General features: G+C 53.5%; 16 protein-coding genes and 3 tRNA genes. 9 read left to right on the top strand and 10 right to left on the bottom strand.

The annotated features are described in order from the left end of the window. Positions 1-3 precede the first annotated feature (3 nt). Both KB213_RS01185 and KB213_RS01180 read right to left on the bottom strand, forming a co-directional pair. A complete protein-coding gene (locus tag KB213_RS01185; protein ID WP_211680133.1) occupies positions 4-696 on the bottom strand; it encodes an LON peptidase substrate-binding domain-containing protein in 693 nt (230 codons plus the stop codon). Continuing rightward, on the bottom strand, positions 696-1,637 hold the full coding sequence (locus KB213_RS01180; protein WP_211680130.1) for a tetratricopeptide repeat protein: 942 nt from the start codon (positions 1,635-1,637) through the stop codon (positions 696-698). Before KB213_RS01180 ends, KB213_RS01185 begins: the two co-directional genes overlap by 1 nt. Before the next feature lie 154 nt (positions 1,638-1,791). On the opposite strand from KB213_RS01180, the gene KB213_RS01175 reads away from it, so the two are divergent. Further along, positions 1,792-1,866, top strand: a tRNA-Gly gene (locus KB213_RS01175). Between the two features lie 127 nt (positions 1,867-1,993). Continuing rightward, positions 1,994-2,068, top strand: a tRNA-Gly gene (locus KB213_RS01170). A gap of 101 nt (positions 2,069-2,169) precedes the next feature. Here the strand turns inward: KB213_RS01170 and ppa are convergent. Next, the gene (gene ppa / locus KB213_RS01165; protein WP_211680127.1) at positions 2,170-2,691 is read right to left on the bottom strand and encodes an inorganic diphosphatase; all 522 of its coding nucleotides are present in this window, start codon (positions 2,689-2,691) and stop codon (positions 2,170-2,172) included. A gap of 167 nt (positions 2,692-2,858) precedes the next feature. Here ppa and KB213_RS01160 point away from each other — a divergent pair. The 4 genes from KB213_RS01160 (at position 2,859) to KB213_RS01145 (ending at position 6,184) form a co-directional block, all read left to right on the top strand. Next, positions 2,859-2,932: transfer RNA gene (locus KB213_RS01160), tRNA-Ile, on the top strand. A 77-nt stretch (positions 2,933-3,009) separates the two neighbouring features. After that, a complete protein-coding gene (gene ettA / locus KB213_RS01155) occupies positions 3,010-4,689 on the top strand; it encodes an energy-dependent translational throttle protein EttA (RefSeq protein ID WP_068167630.1) in 1,680 nt (559 codons plus the stop codon). Positions 4,690-4,765: 76 nt separating this feature from the next. Further along, positions 4,766-5,275, top strand: coding sequence for a GNAT family N-acetyltransferase (locus KB213_RS01150; protein WP_068167632.1), 510 nt, complete (start codon positions 4,766-4,768; stop codon positions 5,273-5,275). A gap of 66 nt (positions 5,276-5,341) precedes the next feature. After that, a complete protein-coding gene (locus KB213_RS01145) occupies positions 5,342-6,184 on the top strand; it encodes a PhzF family phenazine biosynthesis protein (RefSeq protein WP_211680124.1) in 843 nt (280 codons plus the stop codon). 49 nt (positions 6,185-6,233) lie between these two features. On the opposite strand, the gene KB213_RS01140 is transcribed toward KB213_RS01145, so the two are convergent. Together KB213_RS01140 and KB213_RS01135 are read right to left on the bottom strand one after the other, a co-directional pair. Next, a complete protein-coding gene (locus tag KB213_RS01140; RefSeq protein ID WP_068167636.1) occupies positions 6,234-6,827 on the bottom strand; it encodes an MlaC/ttg2D family ABC transporter substrate-binding protein in 594 nt (197 codons plus the stop codon). A 36-nt stretch (positions 6,828-6,863) separates the two neighbouring features. Beyond that, positions 6,864-7,670 carry an MlaA family lipoprotein gene (locus KB213_RS01135; RefSeq protein ID WP_068167638.1) on the bottom strand — a complete coding sequence of 269 codons (807 nt, stop codon included), beginning with the start codon at positions 7,668-7,670 and terminating at the stop codon, positions 6,864-6,866. Between the two features lie 323 nt (positions 7,671-7,993). Here KB213_RS01135 and KB213_RS01130 point away from each other — a divergent pair, with 323 nt between their 5' ends. Further along, complete coding sequence (locus tag KB213_RS01130; protein WP_068167641.1) at positions 7,994-9,154, top strand: aldose epimerase family protein; 1,161 nt, start codon at positions 7,994-7,996, stop codon at positions 9,152-9,154. Between the two features lie 63 nt (positions 9,155-9,217). On the opposite strand, the gene KB213_RS01125 is transcribed toward KB213_RS01130, so the two are convergent. The 3 genes from KB213_RS01125 to KB213_RS01115 form a co-directional block, all read right to left on the bottom strand. Continuing rightward, a complete protein-coding gene (locus KB213_RS01125; RefSeq protein WP_249110118.1) occupies positions 9,218-9,571 on the bottom strand; it encodes a hypothetical protein in 354 nt (117 codons plus the stop codon). 208 nt (positions 9,572-9,779) lie between these two features. Next, complete coding sequence (cysE, locus tag KB213_RS01120) at positions 9,780-10,541, bottom strand: serine O-acetyltransferase (RefSeq protein ID WP_211680122.1); 762 nt, start codon at positions 10,539-10,541, stop codon at positions 9,780-9,782. Continuing rightward, complete coding sequence (locus KB213_RS01115; RefSeq protein ID WP_211680119.1) at positions 10,538-11,746, bottom strand: UbiH/UbiF/VisC/COQ6 family ubiquinone biosynthesis hydroxylase; 1,209 nt, start codon at positions 11,744-11,746, stop codon at positions 10,538-10,540. The genes cysE and KB213_RS01115 overlap by 4 nt, the downstream gene beginning before the upstream one ends. Positions 11,747-12,112: 366 nt before the next feature. Here KB213_RS01115 and KB213_RS01110 point away from each other — a divergent pair, with 366 nt between their 5' ends. Together KB213_RS01110 and KB213_RS01105 are read left to right on the top strand one after the other, a co-directional pair. Further along, positions 12,113-12,451 carry a P-II family nitrogen regulator gene (locus KB213_RS01110; protein WP_211680116.1) on the top strand — a complete coding sequence of 113 codons (339 nt, stop codon included), beginning with the start codon at positions 12,113-12,115 and terminating at the stop codon, positions 12,449-12,451. A gap of 35 nt (positions 12,452-12,486) precedes the next feature. Next, a complete protein-coding gene (locus KB213_RS01105) occupies positions 12,487-13,101 on the top strand; it encodes a hypothetical protein (protein WP_249110117.1) in 615 nt (204 codons plus the stop codon). A gap of 67 nt (positions 13,102-13,168) precedes the next feature. Here KB213_RS01105 and KB213_RS01100 read toward each other — a convergent pair whose 3' ends face one another. Then, a complete protein-coding gene (locus KB213_RS01100; RefSeq protein WP_211680112.1) occupies positions 13,169-14,083 on the bottom strand; it encodes a retroviral-like aspartic protease family protein in 915 nt (304 codons plus the stop codon). Next, positions 14,080-15,042 carry a tyrosine recombinase XerC gene (locus KB213_RS01095; RefSeq protein ID WP_211680109.1) on the bottom strand — a complete coding sequence of 321 codons (963 nt, stop codon included), beginning with the start codon at positions 15,040-15,042 and terminating at the stop codon, positions 14,080-14,082. The genes KB213_RS01100 and KB213_RS01095 overlap by 4 nt, the downstream gene beginning before the upstream one ends. Positions 15,043-15,069: the final 27 nt, after the last annotated feature.

The raw sequence follows: 15,069 nt of genomic DNA, 5'->3' as shown, positions 1-15,069 counted from the left end.
GGGTTATTCCATGCCCTGTCGTAGCAGGGTCAGCAAGAGTTCAGCGCGATCTTCAGGGCGTGTAGCTTCGAGGAGAAGTTGTTTTTCGTCATCCTCAAAGGGAATGAGCATAGGGAGTACGATGAGAAGGGAATCATCGTCTAGCTCATCGAGGAGCGTCCAATCCGTTCGTAGGTCACGCGCGGCGAGGTAGTCTTTTAATGTTGTGAGCAGTTTTTCCCGGCTGACGGGGGCGGTTGGGGCATCCATCATGTCTTCAACATAAGCCGAGACGTCGATGGAGCCTTCACGCCAGCATTGTTCTGTCAGTGTATCGCGCAGTAAGCGAAAGCGGGCGACGCCGTGTAATATAATCATGAATGTGCCGTCTGGTTGTTCGGCAAATTCCATGACGCGCCCTACGGCTCCTACCTTGTGTAGGGGCGGGTGATCTAAGAGGGCATCGTCTTCATCGTCATCCAAAGGTTGGATGATGCCGATGAGACGATTTTTGGCGAGTGCGTCTTCGAGCATGGCGATGTAGCGTGGCTCGAAGACTTGTAATGGCAGCCGTCCGCCCGGTAGGAGGACCGCGCCGGGCAGAACGAAGAGGCCAAGGCGTGGCGGCATGTCCGCGAGAGTGAGTTCATTCAGCGGTGTTACGCGCCGCGGAATCTCAGGGATCGTGATGAGGCTATTGAAATCGCGTGGTGTCATTAGGAAAACAGCACTGCGGAAAGCTTGCGGCGTGCGGCGAGGGTGTCTGGGTCTGTGTGTCCCCATGCTTCAAAAAAGCGGAGGAGTTCTGTGCGTGCGGCACCATCGTTCCAGTCACGATCTGTGCGGATGATGGAGAGTAGCGTCTCGGCTGCATCTGCTCTGTGGCCAGCGGCGTTGAGTGCTGCGGCGAGTTCCATGCGCAGGTTGAAATCGTCGGGGGCGGTGATGGCTTTTTGGCGGAGTTCATCAAGCTGTGATGCTGCTTGAGCGCCTTCTTTATGGAGGGCTAAGGCAGAGCGTGCGCCTGTGATTTCTGGGTGTGTGTCCAGTTTTGATGGGATTTGGCTAGAGGCATCTTCTGCAGCTTCGGTTTCGCCTAAGCCAATAAGTGCCCGTATCATCCCGCCCCATGCGTCTGGGTTTTCGGATTCGCTTTCTAGCACAGCCCCGAACAAGCCGGCAGCTTCCGCAAAGAGGTTCTCGGAAAGGGCTTTTTTACCGGCGGAGAGCATCTCTGCTGCCGGCATGGCGCCGCCGCTTTCTTTTAAAACAGTTTCGACAAAGCGTCGGACGGCTGTTTCAGATTGTGCGCCTTGTACCGCGTCCAACACTTGGCCTTTCCAAAAGGCAACAACCAGTGGGATGGATTGGAGGGGAAGACCCATTTGGCTTAATTGTGCGGCGAGGCTTTGATTGGCTTCAATGTCAAGTTTGACGAGGCGGACGCGTCCTTGTGCTGCTTGCACGACCTTTTCGAGGACTGGCGTAAACTGCCGGCAAGGTCCGCACCAGGGTGCCCAGAAATCGACGAGGATGGGGAGTTCATTACTGGCTTCAATGACGTCTGCCATGAAGTTTTTCTGGTCTGTGTCGATAATGATTTTGGCGGCAGCGTTTGCGGTGGCTTGGCCGATGAGGGGTTCATTGAAGTTGCTCATGGTCGGTCTTTCTATGGTGTCGCTGTGGTTTTGTCTTTCAGAAGAAGATCGGACGATGCTGCGTGATACGCAAGAGGTTAAGAAAAACGGAGGTGGGTGTATTTTTCCTCTTGCGGGGGCGGGTGAAATGCTTCATAAGCCCGTCCAACGGAGTGCGGGTGTAGCTCAGGGGTAGAGCACAACCTTGCCAAGGTTGGGGTCGTGGGTTCGAATCCCATCACCCGCTCCAGTTATGAAAAAGGTGCCATCAGGCGCCTTTTTTCGTTTCTAGCGCATAAATTCAAAAATATCATGAAGAGTTCATTTTTCCTCTTGCGGGGGAGGGTGAAATGCTTCATAAGCCCGTCCAACGGAGTGCGGGTGTAGCTCAGGGGTAGAGCACAACCTTGCCAAGGTTGGGGTCGTGGGTTCGAATCCCATCACCCGCTCCAGTTATGAAAAAGGCGCCATCAGGCGCCTTTTTTCGTTTCTACGCGATAAGCAGAAACGGTTTTCCTGCCCGGAAGCATTCCCGAGCAGGAAAGAAAGCGTTTTACTTCGCAGCTGCGATTGCGCTTTCGATAGAAGCGTAGGCTTCTTCCTTTGTTGCCCAGCCAGTTACTTTAACCCACTTGCCAGGTTCAAGATCCTTGTAGCGTTCAAAGAAGTGGGTGATGGCCTGACGGGTGATTTCTGGCAGATCATCAATTGATGTGACGTCTTTGTACTGCGTATGCACCTTGTCGTGTGGAACGCAGATGATTTTTTCATCAACGCCGCTTTCGTCTTCCATCTTCAACATGCCGATGGGGCGTGCACGGATGACAGCGCCCGGAACGATAGCGGCAGGAGCTAGAACCAGCGCGTCTGATGGGTCACCATCGGCAGCGAGTGTGCCGGGGATGAAGCCATAAGCAGCAGGGTATGCCATTGGCGTGAAGATAATACGGTCTACGATCAATGCACCGCTGTCTTTATCGACTTCGTACTTGACCTGAGAACCCTGCGGAATCTCGATAACCACGTTGATATCGCGTGGTGCGTCTTTACCGGTCGGGATCTTGCTGATGTCCATGAAAGGCACCTTGTCATTGAAGTGAATGGAACCGGGGTGATCTTACTGGGCTGCTTTCACTCTGCCCAGCCCCTCTCTTCTCTTTGCATAGAAGAATAAATGTGTGGTTTTTCTCGACTAAGCACTTGCAAAAAAGTTTCAGGTGCGCGATTTGCTGAACCAACCGCGCGCCTGTAGCTCAATTGGTTAGAGCCGTCCGCTCATAACGGATTGGTTGGGGGTTCAAGTCCCTCCGGGCGCACGGTGTTTCTTTTTGACGCGCATCTGTCATGCGCTGCTCAGCTTCTCACTCCACCTTCTCGATTTGGGAGACCTGCCATGGCCGCCTACCAATATGTCTACGTCATGAAGGATCTGACCAAGGCCTATCCCGGTGGCCGAGAGGTCTTCAAGGGCATTACGCTCTCCTTCCTTCCGGGTGTGAAAATCGGCGTTCTCGGTGTGAACGGTGCCGGTAAATCAACCCTGTTGAAGGTTATCGCAGGTATTGAAAAAGAATTCGGTGGTGAAGCTTGGGCCGCTGAGGGCGTTAAGATCGGTTACTTGGAGCAAGAACCGAAGCTTGATGAAAGCCTGACAGTTGGTGAAAACGTTGCTCTGGGCTTTGGTGAACTGAAGCAAGCTGTTGATCGCTTTAACGCGATTTCAATGCAGTTTGCTGAGCCAATGTCTGATGATGAGATGACGGCGCTGCTGGCTGAGCAAGCTGAGTTGCAAGAAAAGATTGATGCGGGTGATGGCTGGGAACTGGACCGTAAGCTAGAGATCGCGCTGGACGCGCTGCGCTGTCCGCCGGCTGATAGCTCTGTGGAGAAGTTGTCGGGTGGTGAGCGTCGCCGTGTTGCGCTGTGCCGTCTGCTGCTTGAAAAGCCAGACATGCTGCTGCTTGACGAACCGACCAACCATTTGGACGCAGAGAGTGTGTCTTGGCTGGAAAAGACGCTGCGTGATTATCAAGGCACCGTGATGGTCATTACCCATGATCGTTACTTCCTTGATAATGTGACGAACTGGATTCTTGAGCTGGAACGTGGTCGTGGTTATCCGTTTGAGGGTAACTATTCTTCTTGGTTGGAGCAGAAGCAGAAGCGTCTGGCTCAGGAAGAGAAGGAAGAAAGTGCCCGCCAACGTGCTCTTATTGCGGAGCGTGAGTGGATTTCGGCTTCTCCCAAGGCACGTCAGGCGAAGAGCAAGGCGCGTATTACCCGTTATGAAGACATGCTGGCGGCCAATGCTGAGCGTGCAGGTGGTACGGCAGACATTGTGATTACGCCGGGTCCGCGTTTGGGTGGTACGGTTATTGAAGCTGAAAATCTGCGTAAAGGCTTTGGTGACCGTCTCTTGATTGATGGCCTGAACTTCAAGCTGCCGCCTGGTGGTATTGTTGGCGTGATCGGTCCGAACGGTGCAGGTAAATCCACGCTGTTTAAGATGATTACGGGTCAAGATCAGGCCGATGAAGGCTCTCTGAAAGTCGGTGAGACCGTAAAGCTCGGTTATGTTGATCAGTCCCGTGATACGTTGGATGACAATAAGACCGTATGGGAAGAAATTTCTGGCGGCACGGATGTGATTCATCTGGGCAAGCGTACGGTGCCATCACGTGCGTATGTGGGTGCGTTTAACTTCAAGGGTTCAGATCAACAAAAGCGTGTTGGTGTGTTGTCCGGTGGTGAGCGTAACCGCGTGCATCTGGCTAAGATGCTCAAGCAAGACAGCAATGTCATTCTGCTTGACGAACCGACCAACGATCTTGACGTAGATACGCTGCGTGCACTTGAAGATGCGCTGGCGGAATTTGCAGGTTGCGCTGTGGTCATCTCCCATGATCGTTGGTTCCTTGACCGTCTGGCGACACATATTTTGGCCTTTGAGGGCGATAGCCACGTTGAGTGGTTTGAAGGTAACTTCCAGGCTTATGAAGAAGATAAGCGACGTCGTCTGGGCGCTGATGCGACGGAGCCCAGCCGTATCAAATACCGACCAGTTGCACGCTAAGTGGTTTAGGTGATTTGATAGCCGGTGGGGTTTCTCCACCGGCTTTTTTTTGGCCTATTGTGTTGAGGGCAGCGCGTTGCTTGGTCGTGAAATACGGACCATACGCCTCGTACTGACGCCGATTACGTGGCGTGATCTTGAGGATATGGTTGATCTGAAAGGGAATGCAGGCGCGTTTGGGCGGATGCTGGGCGGCGTGAGGGACCGTCTTCAGGCAGAGCGGGAAATGGCAGAGGATATTACGCTCTGGGCGCGCCGTGGTGTCGGAATTTTTGCCATCCGTGAAGAGGGGCGCTTTGTTGGCATCACGGGGGTGCATGAGCGGCCTGATGGGCGTGGTCTTGGTTTGCGTTTTGCGCTGTATCCGTGGGCGGGGGGCCGTGGGTTAGGGCGAGAAGCAGCGGGTGCTGCGTTGCGGTTCGTGCTGGATGTTGGTGAGACGCATGTTGTGGCGGTCGCGCGGGAGGATAATTGGCCGTCTCGCGTGGTGTTGGGCAGTATTGGTATGCATCATGTTGAGACGTTTGAACGTGATGGTTATACGATGCTGCTGTATGAGGTGAGGGTGCCGTCCTCACACGAGTGAGGCACTTGTTTCGTTGCGAATTCACAATACTATGAATTGGTATATTTGAAGTCGTGGGCGATCATAATGGAACTGACATTCTTACAAGTTGATGTTTTTGCGGGGGCTGCATTCAAGGGGAATCCCTTGGCGGTAGTCGTCGGTGCGGATGCGCTGTCTGACGCGGAGATGGCGCAGATTGCGAATTGGACAAATTTGAGTGAGACAACATTTTTGCTCAAGCCGATCAGCGCAGATGCTGATTACCGTGTACGAATTTTTACACCTAGTCAGGAGTTACCTTTTGCGGGGCATCCGACATTAGGTACGGCGCATGTATGGCGTGCTTTAGGCGGTGTTCCTAAGGGGGAGATGGTGGTGCAGGAATGCGGTGTTGGCTTGGTGACGCTGCGTGAAGTGGATGGAAAATTTTCTTTCGCCGCGCCGCCATGCCAGCGTACGGGGCCTGTTGATGCTGAAGACCTCGCACGGGTTGTGCGTGCCCTGAAGATTACGGAAAACGATATTGTGGCGGCGCAATGGACGGATAATGGTCCGGGCTGGCTGTCGGTTTTGTTGCGTGATCGGGCTTCTGTGCTGGCGTTACGTCCTGATTGGAGTGTGTGGGGTGATTTGAAGGTTGGCGTGGTCGGGCCTTGGGATGCGCAGCAGGATGGATCGGATGCTCAATTTGAGGTGCGTGCATTTTTCAGCAGTGGCGAGTTTTGTGTTGAAGATCCAGTGACGGGCAGTCTGAATGCAGGCTTGGCGCAGTGGTTGATTGGTAGTGGAATTGCGCCAGCAACATATGTTGCGCGTCAAGGGACGGTTTTGAACCGTGTGGGCTGTGTGTCTGTGGAACAGTGTGGAGACAACACATGGATTGGCGGTGAGGTTATGACACGCATTCGCGGGGTGATCACGGTATAAGAGGTATAAAAAAGGCCCCAGTTTTTACTGGGGCCTTTTGTGGTGCACCTTAATGGTGATGTGCCAGTTGATGCTCAAGAGCAGTATTTAGGGCATCAACATCGCCGCCGTGGCGGGAAAGGTAGGAGCTGTAATCGCCCCGTTGGTTCATGCGGAGGCTGGCGCCTTCACCGAACATGTCCACCACCTTGGGTGGGTTGCCGGAGATGATCAATTGCATGTTCACCTCTGGCTGCCCCGGACGATCAATGAGAGCCCGGACGCGCTCCCCATCTGGCGTGGAGGTCGAGCCTACGATGTGGAAGCTTACGCCCTGATAATTACCGACCTGATCTGTGATAGTATTCACCAGAACTTGGTCAAACAGAGAGATATATTTTTGCTGCTGTGCTGGCGTTGCAGTGTGCCAGTAGCGGCCCAAGCAGTAGCGGCCAATGCCCTCAATATCGAGGTTTTGCTGTAAAAGAGGCAGGACTTGCTGTTTTTTCGCATCAAGGGACTGACCGGAATTGACGATTCCGACCAGTTTTGTGCCAAAATTATTCACAAAATCCGTTGCCGGGCTTGCAGATGCAGCGCCCGTGCTCAGTGCTGTAGCAGCAACGAGACCCAGAAGAGTGCGGCGTGAGAACGTATTTAACATAGTGATTATCCTCGGTTTTTGGGTCAGAGAGGTCAATCAATGGTACCAGTCGGGCGTGGTGGCGCGGTGATCCGCGTTCAGCGTGTCCACTTGGCTTTGGCGGTTTTGTTGCCATGCGCTGCGGATATAAGAATAGGGGTCTAAGCTGTCTTGTTCAACATGATCTATTTGATCCGTACTCTCTGCCAGTCCATCCATTGTGCCAAGAATATTGTACGCCCAGTTAAAGGTTAAAAGGCCATAACCTCTGGGGACGTAATTAATTGGGGAGAGACCTTGGCTGATGGCGTAACCGCCAGCATCACGGAAGCTGGATGGGCCGACCAGTGGGATAAAGAGATACGGACCACTTGAGACGCCCCAATTGGCTAACGTCATGCCAGGGTCGGTCTCATGCTGAGGGTAGCCCACGAGGCTTGCGACATCAAACAGGCCAGCAACACCAGCGCTCATATTGATAGCAAAGCGCATGAAAGAGTCGCCTGCGCGGCGGGGTTTGCCGGCGCCGACATCTGAGAAGAACACGGCAGGTTCGCGCCATGTTTGATTCAGATTATCGATGCTGTGACGGACGGGGGCAGGCACGGCCCAGATCCATGCTTTGCTCACGGGGCGAAGGGCTTTGTGATAGGCCCACATCTGAGCATCATACATTTTGCGGTTTACGGGTTCGTAAGGGTCATTGGCCGCTTTATAATCTGCAAGGTCATCCGGATCGGTTGGAGGCGGATTGCGCAGGGAACTACAGGCCGTCAGAGAAAGCAGAGCCAGCGTTCCTACCGCCCACCGTTTGGTGGTGGAGAATGAAGGCTTCCCGACAAACCGAAACCGTCGAATGTTCATAAACCAATCCTCGAATACCGTGCTGCAGCGGTGCTCACAAAGACTTTACCGCATGGCGGGAGGCAATGTGTGGCGCCTGAAAGACGCCCGGAATATCCAGCGAGAACGATGCGCAGACAATCTTTAATTCCGCAGTTAACTGCGGATAAAAGCTCTTTTAGAGTATCTGACATGATTCTGCACCCCTCCGCGTTTTCTTGATTTTTACTGCGCAAGCGCCGCATGGTTAGCGGTTCATCGCGGAAAAAGATGCGTTTCGGGCTTTGACGCGATGGAGAATTTTAGAGCACTGTTGCGTGAACTCAACACGGGGGATAGCGTTTATGCCCGCTTTCAATTTGCGCAAGGTGTCTCTTTTGGCTTCAGCCGGTTTGTTCGCTGTATGTGCCGGACAAGCTGTCGCAGCGCCGACGGTGACATCTGCTCCATGGGGTACGACGCCCAATGGAAAAGCTGTTAAGATATTCACACTGAAAAATGACCACAATGTGACGGTGCGCGTCATTACGTATGGTGGTATTATTCAGTCAGTTGAGACGCCAGACCGCAATGGTCATGTGCAAGATGTGGTGCTCGGCTTTGGGACGCTAAAAGGCTACACTGTTGATAGTGCTAAGGGTGGCCTGTTCTTTGGTGCAGTGATTGGTCGTTATGCGAACCGTTTGGCCAAGGGTAACTTTCCTGTTGAAGGCAAAGAGTACCATACGGATGTGACGGCACCACCCAATGCGCTGCATGGTGGTAAGCGCGGTTTTGACAAGCAAGTTTGGACATTCGAAAAAAGTGGTGTGAATGCGGACGGTGCGTATGTCACGTTGAAGCTGGTGAGCCCGAATGGGGATCAGGGCTTCCCGGGTACGCTGACCACGCATCTGACCTATACGTTAAGCAATGATGATGCGTTAAGCCTGCATTATGTTGCGACGACGGATGCACCAACGGTTCTGAACCTGACCAACCATTCTTACTGGAATTTGAATGGTGAAGGCAGTGGCAGTATTGAGCCGGAAGTACTTCAGATTAATGCGGATTCTTTCACACCGACCGATGCAACGTCGATTCCGACTGGTCAGGTAGCGCCTGTTGTGGGAACGCCATTCGACTTTACGAAGCCGACTGTTATTGGTGATCGTTTGCGGAGCAATGACCCGCAGATGATGTATGCGCGTGGCTATGACATTAACTGGGTCGTGAATGGTGCATATGGTCAGGCACCACGTTTGGCTGGTAAAGTGTATGATCCGCGTTCAGGCCGCAGCATGGAAGTCTTGACCAGCCAGCCGGGTCTGCAAGTGTATACGTCGAACTCATTGGATGGCGGATATGCAGGTATTTCGGGGCATGCTTACCGTCAGGGTGATGCGGTAGCGTTTGAAGCTGAGCACTATCCAGATAGCCCAAACCACCCTTCTTTCCCGACGACAGAGCTGAAGCCGGGTCAGACGTTTGACTACACGACGACGTTTAAGTTTTCGAACAAGTAACATACGAAAAGAGCGGCTCTCATCGAGCCGCTCTTTTTTCTTCAATAGTGTTCAATCAATATATTAGCTGATACGACGGCCTTCTTGTACGCCGTAGAAAATGAAGTGCAGAAATAAGTCGCCTTCATAAGCAGCGAGATCAGGGTTCGCTGCACGATAAGCATTCGGATTGAAAAAGCGATTTGGTGACCGAAGTTCACGATGGCCTGTTTCGCGGTAATGCGTTGCTGCATCAATGCCAGAGGCGGCAACGTCGGGGTATTCGCGTTCATACCATGCACGGTCAAAGACACAGGCCATGTCGAGTACGAATGGACCTTTTTCTTGTGCTGGCAGGGGCGTGGCCGGTGCTTCAGCAGGTGTTGCTTCTATATTTTCTGAAGCAATGAAGGTCTCGTTCTTCTTGTCGTCTGACATAACCTGTTTTGTCTCCAGTTCGGTTTTTTTATTCCGTTGTCGCTGCCGTGAGGTAGCTTTCTTGGGTGAAGATTGTGTCATGCCGGCCCGTGCTACTTGGTGTTAACTTTTAAGAGCTCCTAAAAACACTGACGCTTTTTGGTGGAGTTGTCCAGAAAACTTCGTTTATGTTGTGTGTATAATTGATGATTTATTGTGTGTGTTTTTGTTAAATATTTTTGTTCTGCGTAGAATGTGAACGAATAACCCGCACAGGGTTCCCGACGGCGGTGGTGTCTGATGGAATATCTTCGAGTACCACAGAAGCAGCACCAATCCGCGCACGTGCACCGATGGTAATGCGACCAAGAATTTTGGCGCCAGCACCGATCAGTGCACCTTCTCGAATGATGGGGTGTCTGTCTCCGCTGAGTTTTCCTGTACCGCCGAGGGTCACGTCCTGAAAAAGAGCCACGTCGTTTTCAATGATGCAGGTTTCACCGATGACAATGCCTGTACCGTGATCCAAGCTGAGGCGTTGCCCAATACGTGCCGCAGGATGGATGTCTATAGCAAATAATTCATTGCAGCGGCTTTGTAGGTGGTAGGCAAGGTGCCGGCGGTTATGGTGCCATAAATAATGGGCGACGCGGTGTGCTTGTAAGGCTTGCCACCCTTTGAAGAAGAGAAAAGGGGTGACGAGGTCTGTACAGGCGGGGTCACGCTCTTGAATGGCGAGAATATCTGCCGCTGCGGCTTCCGCAATAGTAGGGGCATCGGTGAAGATGCTGCTGATCAGTCGTGTGATGGACGTGGCTGGGATGGCGCGGTCTGCCAGCTTTGTGCCGAGGAGTGAGGCAAGAGCAGAGGGGAAGCTTGGGTGATCCCCTATATTCGTGGCGTAGACGTCTTGGATCAGGGGATCATGGCAGCTGCAGGCTTGTGCCTGCATAGTGTGCCAGAGTGTGGTGAGGTTCGGCTGCGGTGTCATAGGCCCATCGCTCGTCGGACGAAAGCTTTACGTAAGGAAGGCACGCGGTGTACGCCGGCAATGCCGATGTCACGAACGCGGCGGAGGAGCGGGTTATCGTTGCTAAAGAGGCGTTCTAACACATCCGTTGCGGCAAACATGGCCATATTCGCAGGGCGTGTTCTACGCTGATATTGCTGGAGAAGTGTGCGTTTACCAAGGTCTTGTTGATTTTGATGTGCAGTGATCAATAGATCGGCTAAGGCGATGACGTCTTTGAAGCCGATATTGAGGCCCTGTCCGGCTATGGGGTGGATGCCGTGTGCGGCATCGCCCGCGAGTGCGAGGCGGTGGCTGATATAGGTCCGTGCGTATTGTGCGCTGAGTGGATACAGCCAGCGGCGCCCGATTGGAGTAATCGTGCCGAGATCTTCATCGCCCATGCGTGCTTTGATTTCACGTGCGAAGACATCATCTGGCAGGGCGTGGCATCGTTGAGCGCGGCCTTCCCCTTCAGCCCATACGATGGCGGAACGGTGGGGGTGTTCTGCTGTGCCGGGCATGGGTAAACGTGCGAACGGTCCTTGGGGAAGGAAATGTTCAAGAGCAACGCCATGATGAGGGTGCTCATGTGCGATTGTCGCTACGATACCGTATTGGTGATAAGGGACTTTGGTGATGCCAATACGAGCTTGTTCTCTGAGGGGAGAGCGGCGCCCCTCTGCTGCAACGACTAATTGTGCGTGTACGGTTTTACCTGTGGCAAGGCGGATTTCAGCATGGTCTGGATGGAACGTGAATGTGCCGGTATTGGGCGCTTCGACGGTTACGCCTTCAGACTGTGCGAGGGTATGATTAATGGCAAGGCGTAGGTCTCGGGCTTCAGCCATCCAGCCGAAAGGTTGATCTGAGGGAGCATCTTCGACGCCAAAATGTAGAAAGAGGGGGGATGCGCCTTCATAAGGGCGGCCGTCTGACACGCGGATTTCACGAATGGGTTGTGATGTGCCGGGAAGATTGCCCCAAATGCCAGCTTCTTCCAAAAGGCGGCGCGGCCCTTCGGCGATGGCATAAGCACGTCCATCGAGAGAAGGGTCTTCAAGGCCGGGAAGCGCTGCGCGGTCTATGAGTAATACCTTAAGGCCCGCGGCGGAAAGACGACAGGCTAGGGTGGCGCCGACGGGGCCAGCCCCGTTGATGCAGACGTCATAGCATGTATCCGCCATTGTTTTATGTCCCTTCGCGTATGCGTATTTAGCCGCGCTATGGCGGTTATGTTCTGATTTTAGTCCTACTCCTCAGTGCAGTGAAGAGAAAGAGGGGTCTGTGCATGGGAGGGGTGCGAGTGATGGTTTATGTTTTGAGGGCTGTATTGTAGGGGGGTATTCTGGCTTGGTATTGTGAACTTTTTCTTGTCGTGAGTGTTGCGGGAAAGAAGTAACAGATTTGCAAGAATATTCTCTTGTCGAAAACGTTATGTTAGTGGCACGATCGGGGCATGAAGGTCTTTTCTGTACGTATTTGGAATATGTGCAGTGGGAAAATGAAGAACCCGGCGCTGATGCCGGGAACAGATTGAGGACAGCCCCGCCGTGAAGCTTGTTACTGCGATCATCAAGCCATTTAAGCTCGACGATATTCGTGAAGCCCTGACGCCGCTTGGTATTCAAGGGCTTACGGTTACGGAAGTGAAAGGTTTTGGCCGTCAGAAGGGCCAAACAGAGATTTATCGTGGTGCAGAATATCACGTGAGCTTTTTGCCGAAACTGAAAATTGAAATCGTTGTTTCTGACAGCGTGGTGCAAGAAGTGGTGGATATTATCCGTGATGCTGCGCATACGGGTAAGATCGGTGATGGTAAGATTTTTGTTTCTCCGGTGGATGAAATTATCCGTATTCGTACAGGTGAAACGGGCGAATCTGCCCTATAAAAGGCTGAAGAAAGCCTTTTATAGGGAACGTTTTCATGCGTAGAGTGCTTGTGGCCTTTGAAGAAAAAGGAAAGTCCACCATGGCACTTCATCGTTTAGTTTCCCGTTTTGCGTTTGTCGCACTTCCTGCTGCGATTGTGTGTGTTGGTGCGGCCCCTGCTGCATCAGCTGCTGCGACCAGTGGTCGTGACTGTCATGCAGCGTTCCAGTCTGCGAAGACCAGCGGTACGCTGCAGGGGCAGAATTACCTTGCTTTTAAAGCAGCGCATTGTGCGTCTGGTGCGGCGGCGGGAGCCCCCCCTTCGGTTGCGGCGCCTGCTGTACCTGCAACTCCGGCGGCACCAGCGGCTCCTTCTGTGCCTTCGGCACCGGCCGTTACGAAGCCTGCTGTTCCTTCAGCGCCGACAAGCGCTTCTGTTAAGCCGAGCGCAACGGTGCTGCCGACAGGTTCTGTTCAAACTGGTGGTAAGGCTGTGTTCCCATCGGCAATTTCGCCTGAATTTGCGAAGTTATCCGCTGGAAAAGCACGTTTAAAAACCTGTGCAGCACAATATCAGGCGAATAAGGCCAATGGCGGTAATGCTGGGCTGACGTGGATTTCTAAGGGTGGTGGGTACTGGTCTGCTTGTAATGCGCATCTTAAGGGTTAAGAGCGTTTCGTCAGATTTGGTAAACGGCCGGGTATAGCCCGGCCGTTTTGCTATGTGTTCTGTGTGTTTAACGAATGAAGACGTGCTGGTGAGTGTATGAGATCCACACAGTATGTTGTGCAAACCAGTCACTGCCTAAGAGCATATCAACGCTATCATAGAGGGGAGCGATGGTCAGTGTTGGGTGGTCCCATTGTGTTGGGCCAAGTGTGAATTGTTTAAACTGATGCCAGTAATAGCGATGTGGATGTAGATCTATGCCAGCAGCAATGCCGCCCGGATCTCGGGCGAGTTGTTCATCTGTGAGGCTTAATTTATGTGCAAAATCGAGGCTTACGATATGTGAGCGTGCGCCACTATCGAGCAAGGCAGTGCCGGGAATGCCATCCAGCGTAAAAGTGAGTGTTACGCGCCCTGATGTGAGATGTGCGGGGATATTGCGGGTTTCTTCTTGTGGTGTACGGCATCCTTGCAAGGGGTCTGCGCGCCAGAGCGTGAGCTGATGGTGCGGAACATCAAATTCAAGATCAAAGCTTGATAGGACATCTGCTCCGATGAGTCCTTCGACCGGGGGATGTAGTAGCGGACTGCCTGGTAGTTCACCGACGGCTATGAGGCCACTGCCAAGTTTGAGTGAGCCGAGTTGGAACGTTGTGATGCGTGTGTCTGGAACGGTGGCACCTACACCGCCGGCGCCGGAGAGAGCTGTGCGTAAAGAAGTATCCGTTGGGAGTTTCATTCGCTTTACAGCGGAAGGTGTAATGAGGCTTCCCTGTGAGCCGGTATCTACAATCATGGAAATAGCGTGGCCATTGATAGTGGCAGGGACGCTAAGATAGCCGCCGTCATCCCGTAGAGGGAGTGTGATGATGTGTGTGGGTGGAACGCAGCGCGGCGCTGCTAGGTTGGTTTCTGCATGTGCATAAAGCGGTGAAGTGAGTGCCGTTATGCTGATAATGGCTGTGGTGAGGGCTTTGCTCATGATGACTCTGCTCTGGGGTGGGCTTTGCGCCACACATCAAGAAGGTGCTTTTCGTCGGCTAATGTATAGGCTTGCGTCGTGGAGAGGCTTGCGTGCCCCATGAGTTCTTGAATGGCGCGTAGGTCAGCGCCGCCTTCAAGAAGGTGTGTTGCGAATGAATGGCGTAGGGCGTGCGGCGTTGCGGAATCGGGCAAACCTTCTGCTTTGCGCCATTCGCGCATAGAGCGCTGGGCCACGCCGGGGTTGAGTCGCCCGCCGCGCGTGCCACAGAAAAGAGGGGCGTCAGGGGAGGGTGAAGGGTGTGCGGCGCGCCATGTATTTAAGGCCGTTTGGACGGCAGGGAGGAGAGGGACGAGGCGTTCTTTTCCGCCTTTCCCGCGGATCATAAGGGTATCATGGCCGGTACGCCCAAGATCACTGATATTGAGGGCGAGGGCTTCGCTGATACGTAGTCCTGTACCGTAAAGTAGGGTGAAGAGTGCCTGATCCCTGAGGGCCGCTTGGTGGGTGGTGGCATCATCGGCAATAGCGGTTGTTGCGGTGAGAGCTTGCTCTTGCCCTAAGGGGCGGGGGAGTCTTTTTTTGCGGCGAGGTGTCGCAAGGAGGCTGGAATTGGGGTTCGTGATGCCGTGGCGTAGGTTAAGATAGCGGAAGAATGAGCGTAGGGCAGAGACGCGGCGCGCACGGGAGCGGGCACGGCCGTCGGCATTGCTGGCGCGGCGGGTGGGTTTTTCGCTGCGTTCGGTTTCGTAAGCGAGCCATGCGCGTAGGTCTGCGAGGGAGAGCGTATTGAGGTGGTGGAGGGTGACGTCACCGCCGAGATGTTGTGCCAAAAAGGCGAGTGCTAAAGTCATGTCATGGCGATAAGCTTCTACAGTACGCAGGCTGGCGCGGCGTTCATGTGTGAGCCATTCAAGCCAATCAGACAGGGCGTAGTCGGCGGGGCGGTGGGCAGTCATCTCTCATAGCCTTTCAGAGAGAAGCAG

This window comes from Neokomagataea anthophila, from assembly GCF_018122595.1.
Lineage (GTDB): Bacteria > Pseudomonadota > Alphaproteobacteria > Acetobacterales > Acetobacteraceae > Gluconobacter > Gluconobacter anthophilus.
Note: the sequence above shows the minus strand (reverse complement) of the source record. Positions and strands in the feature narration are given on the sequence as shown.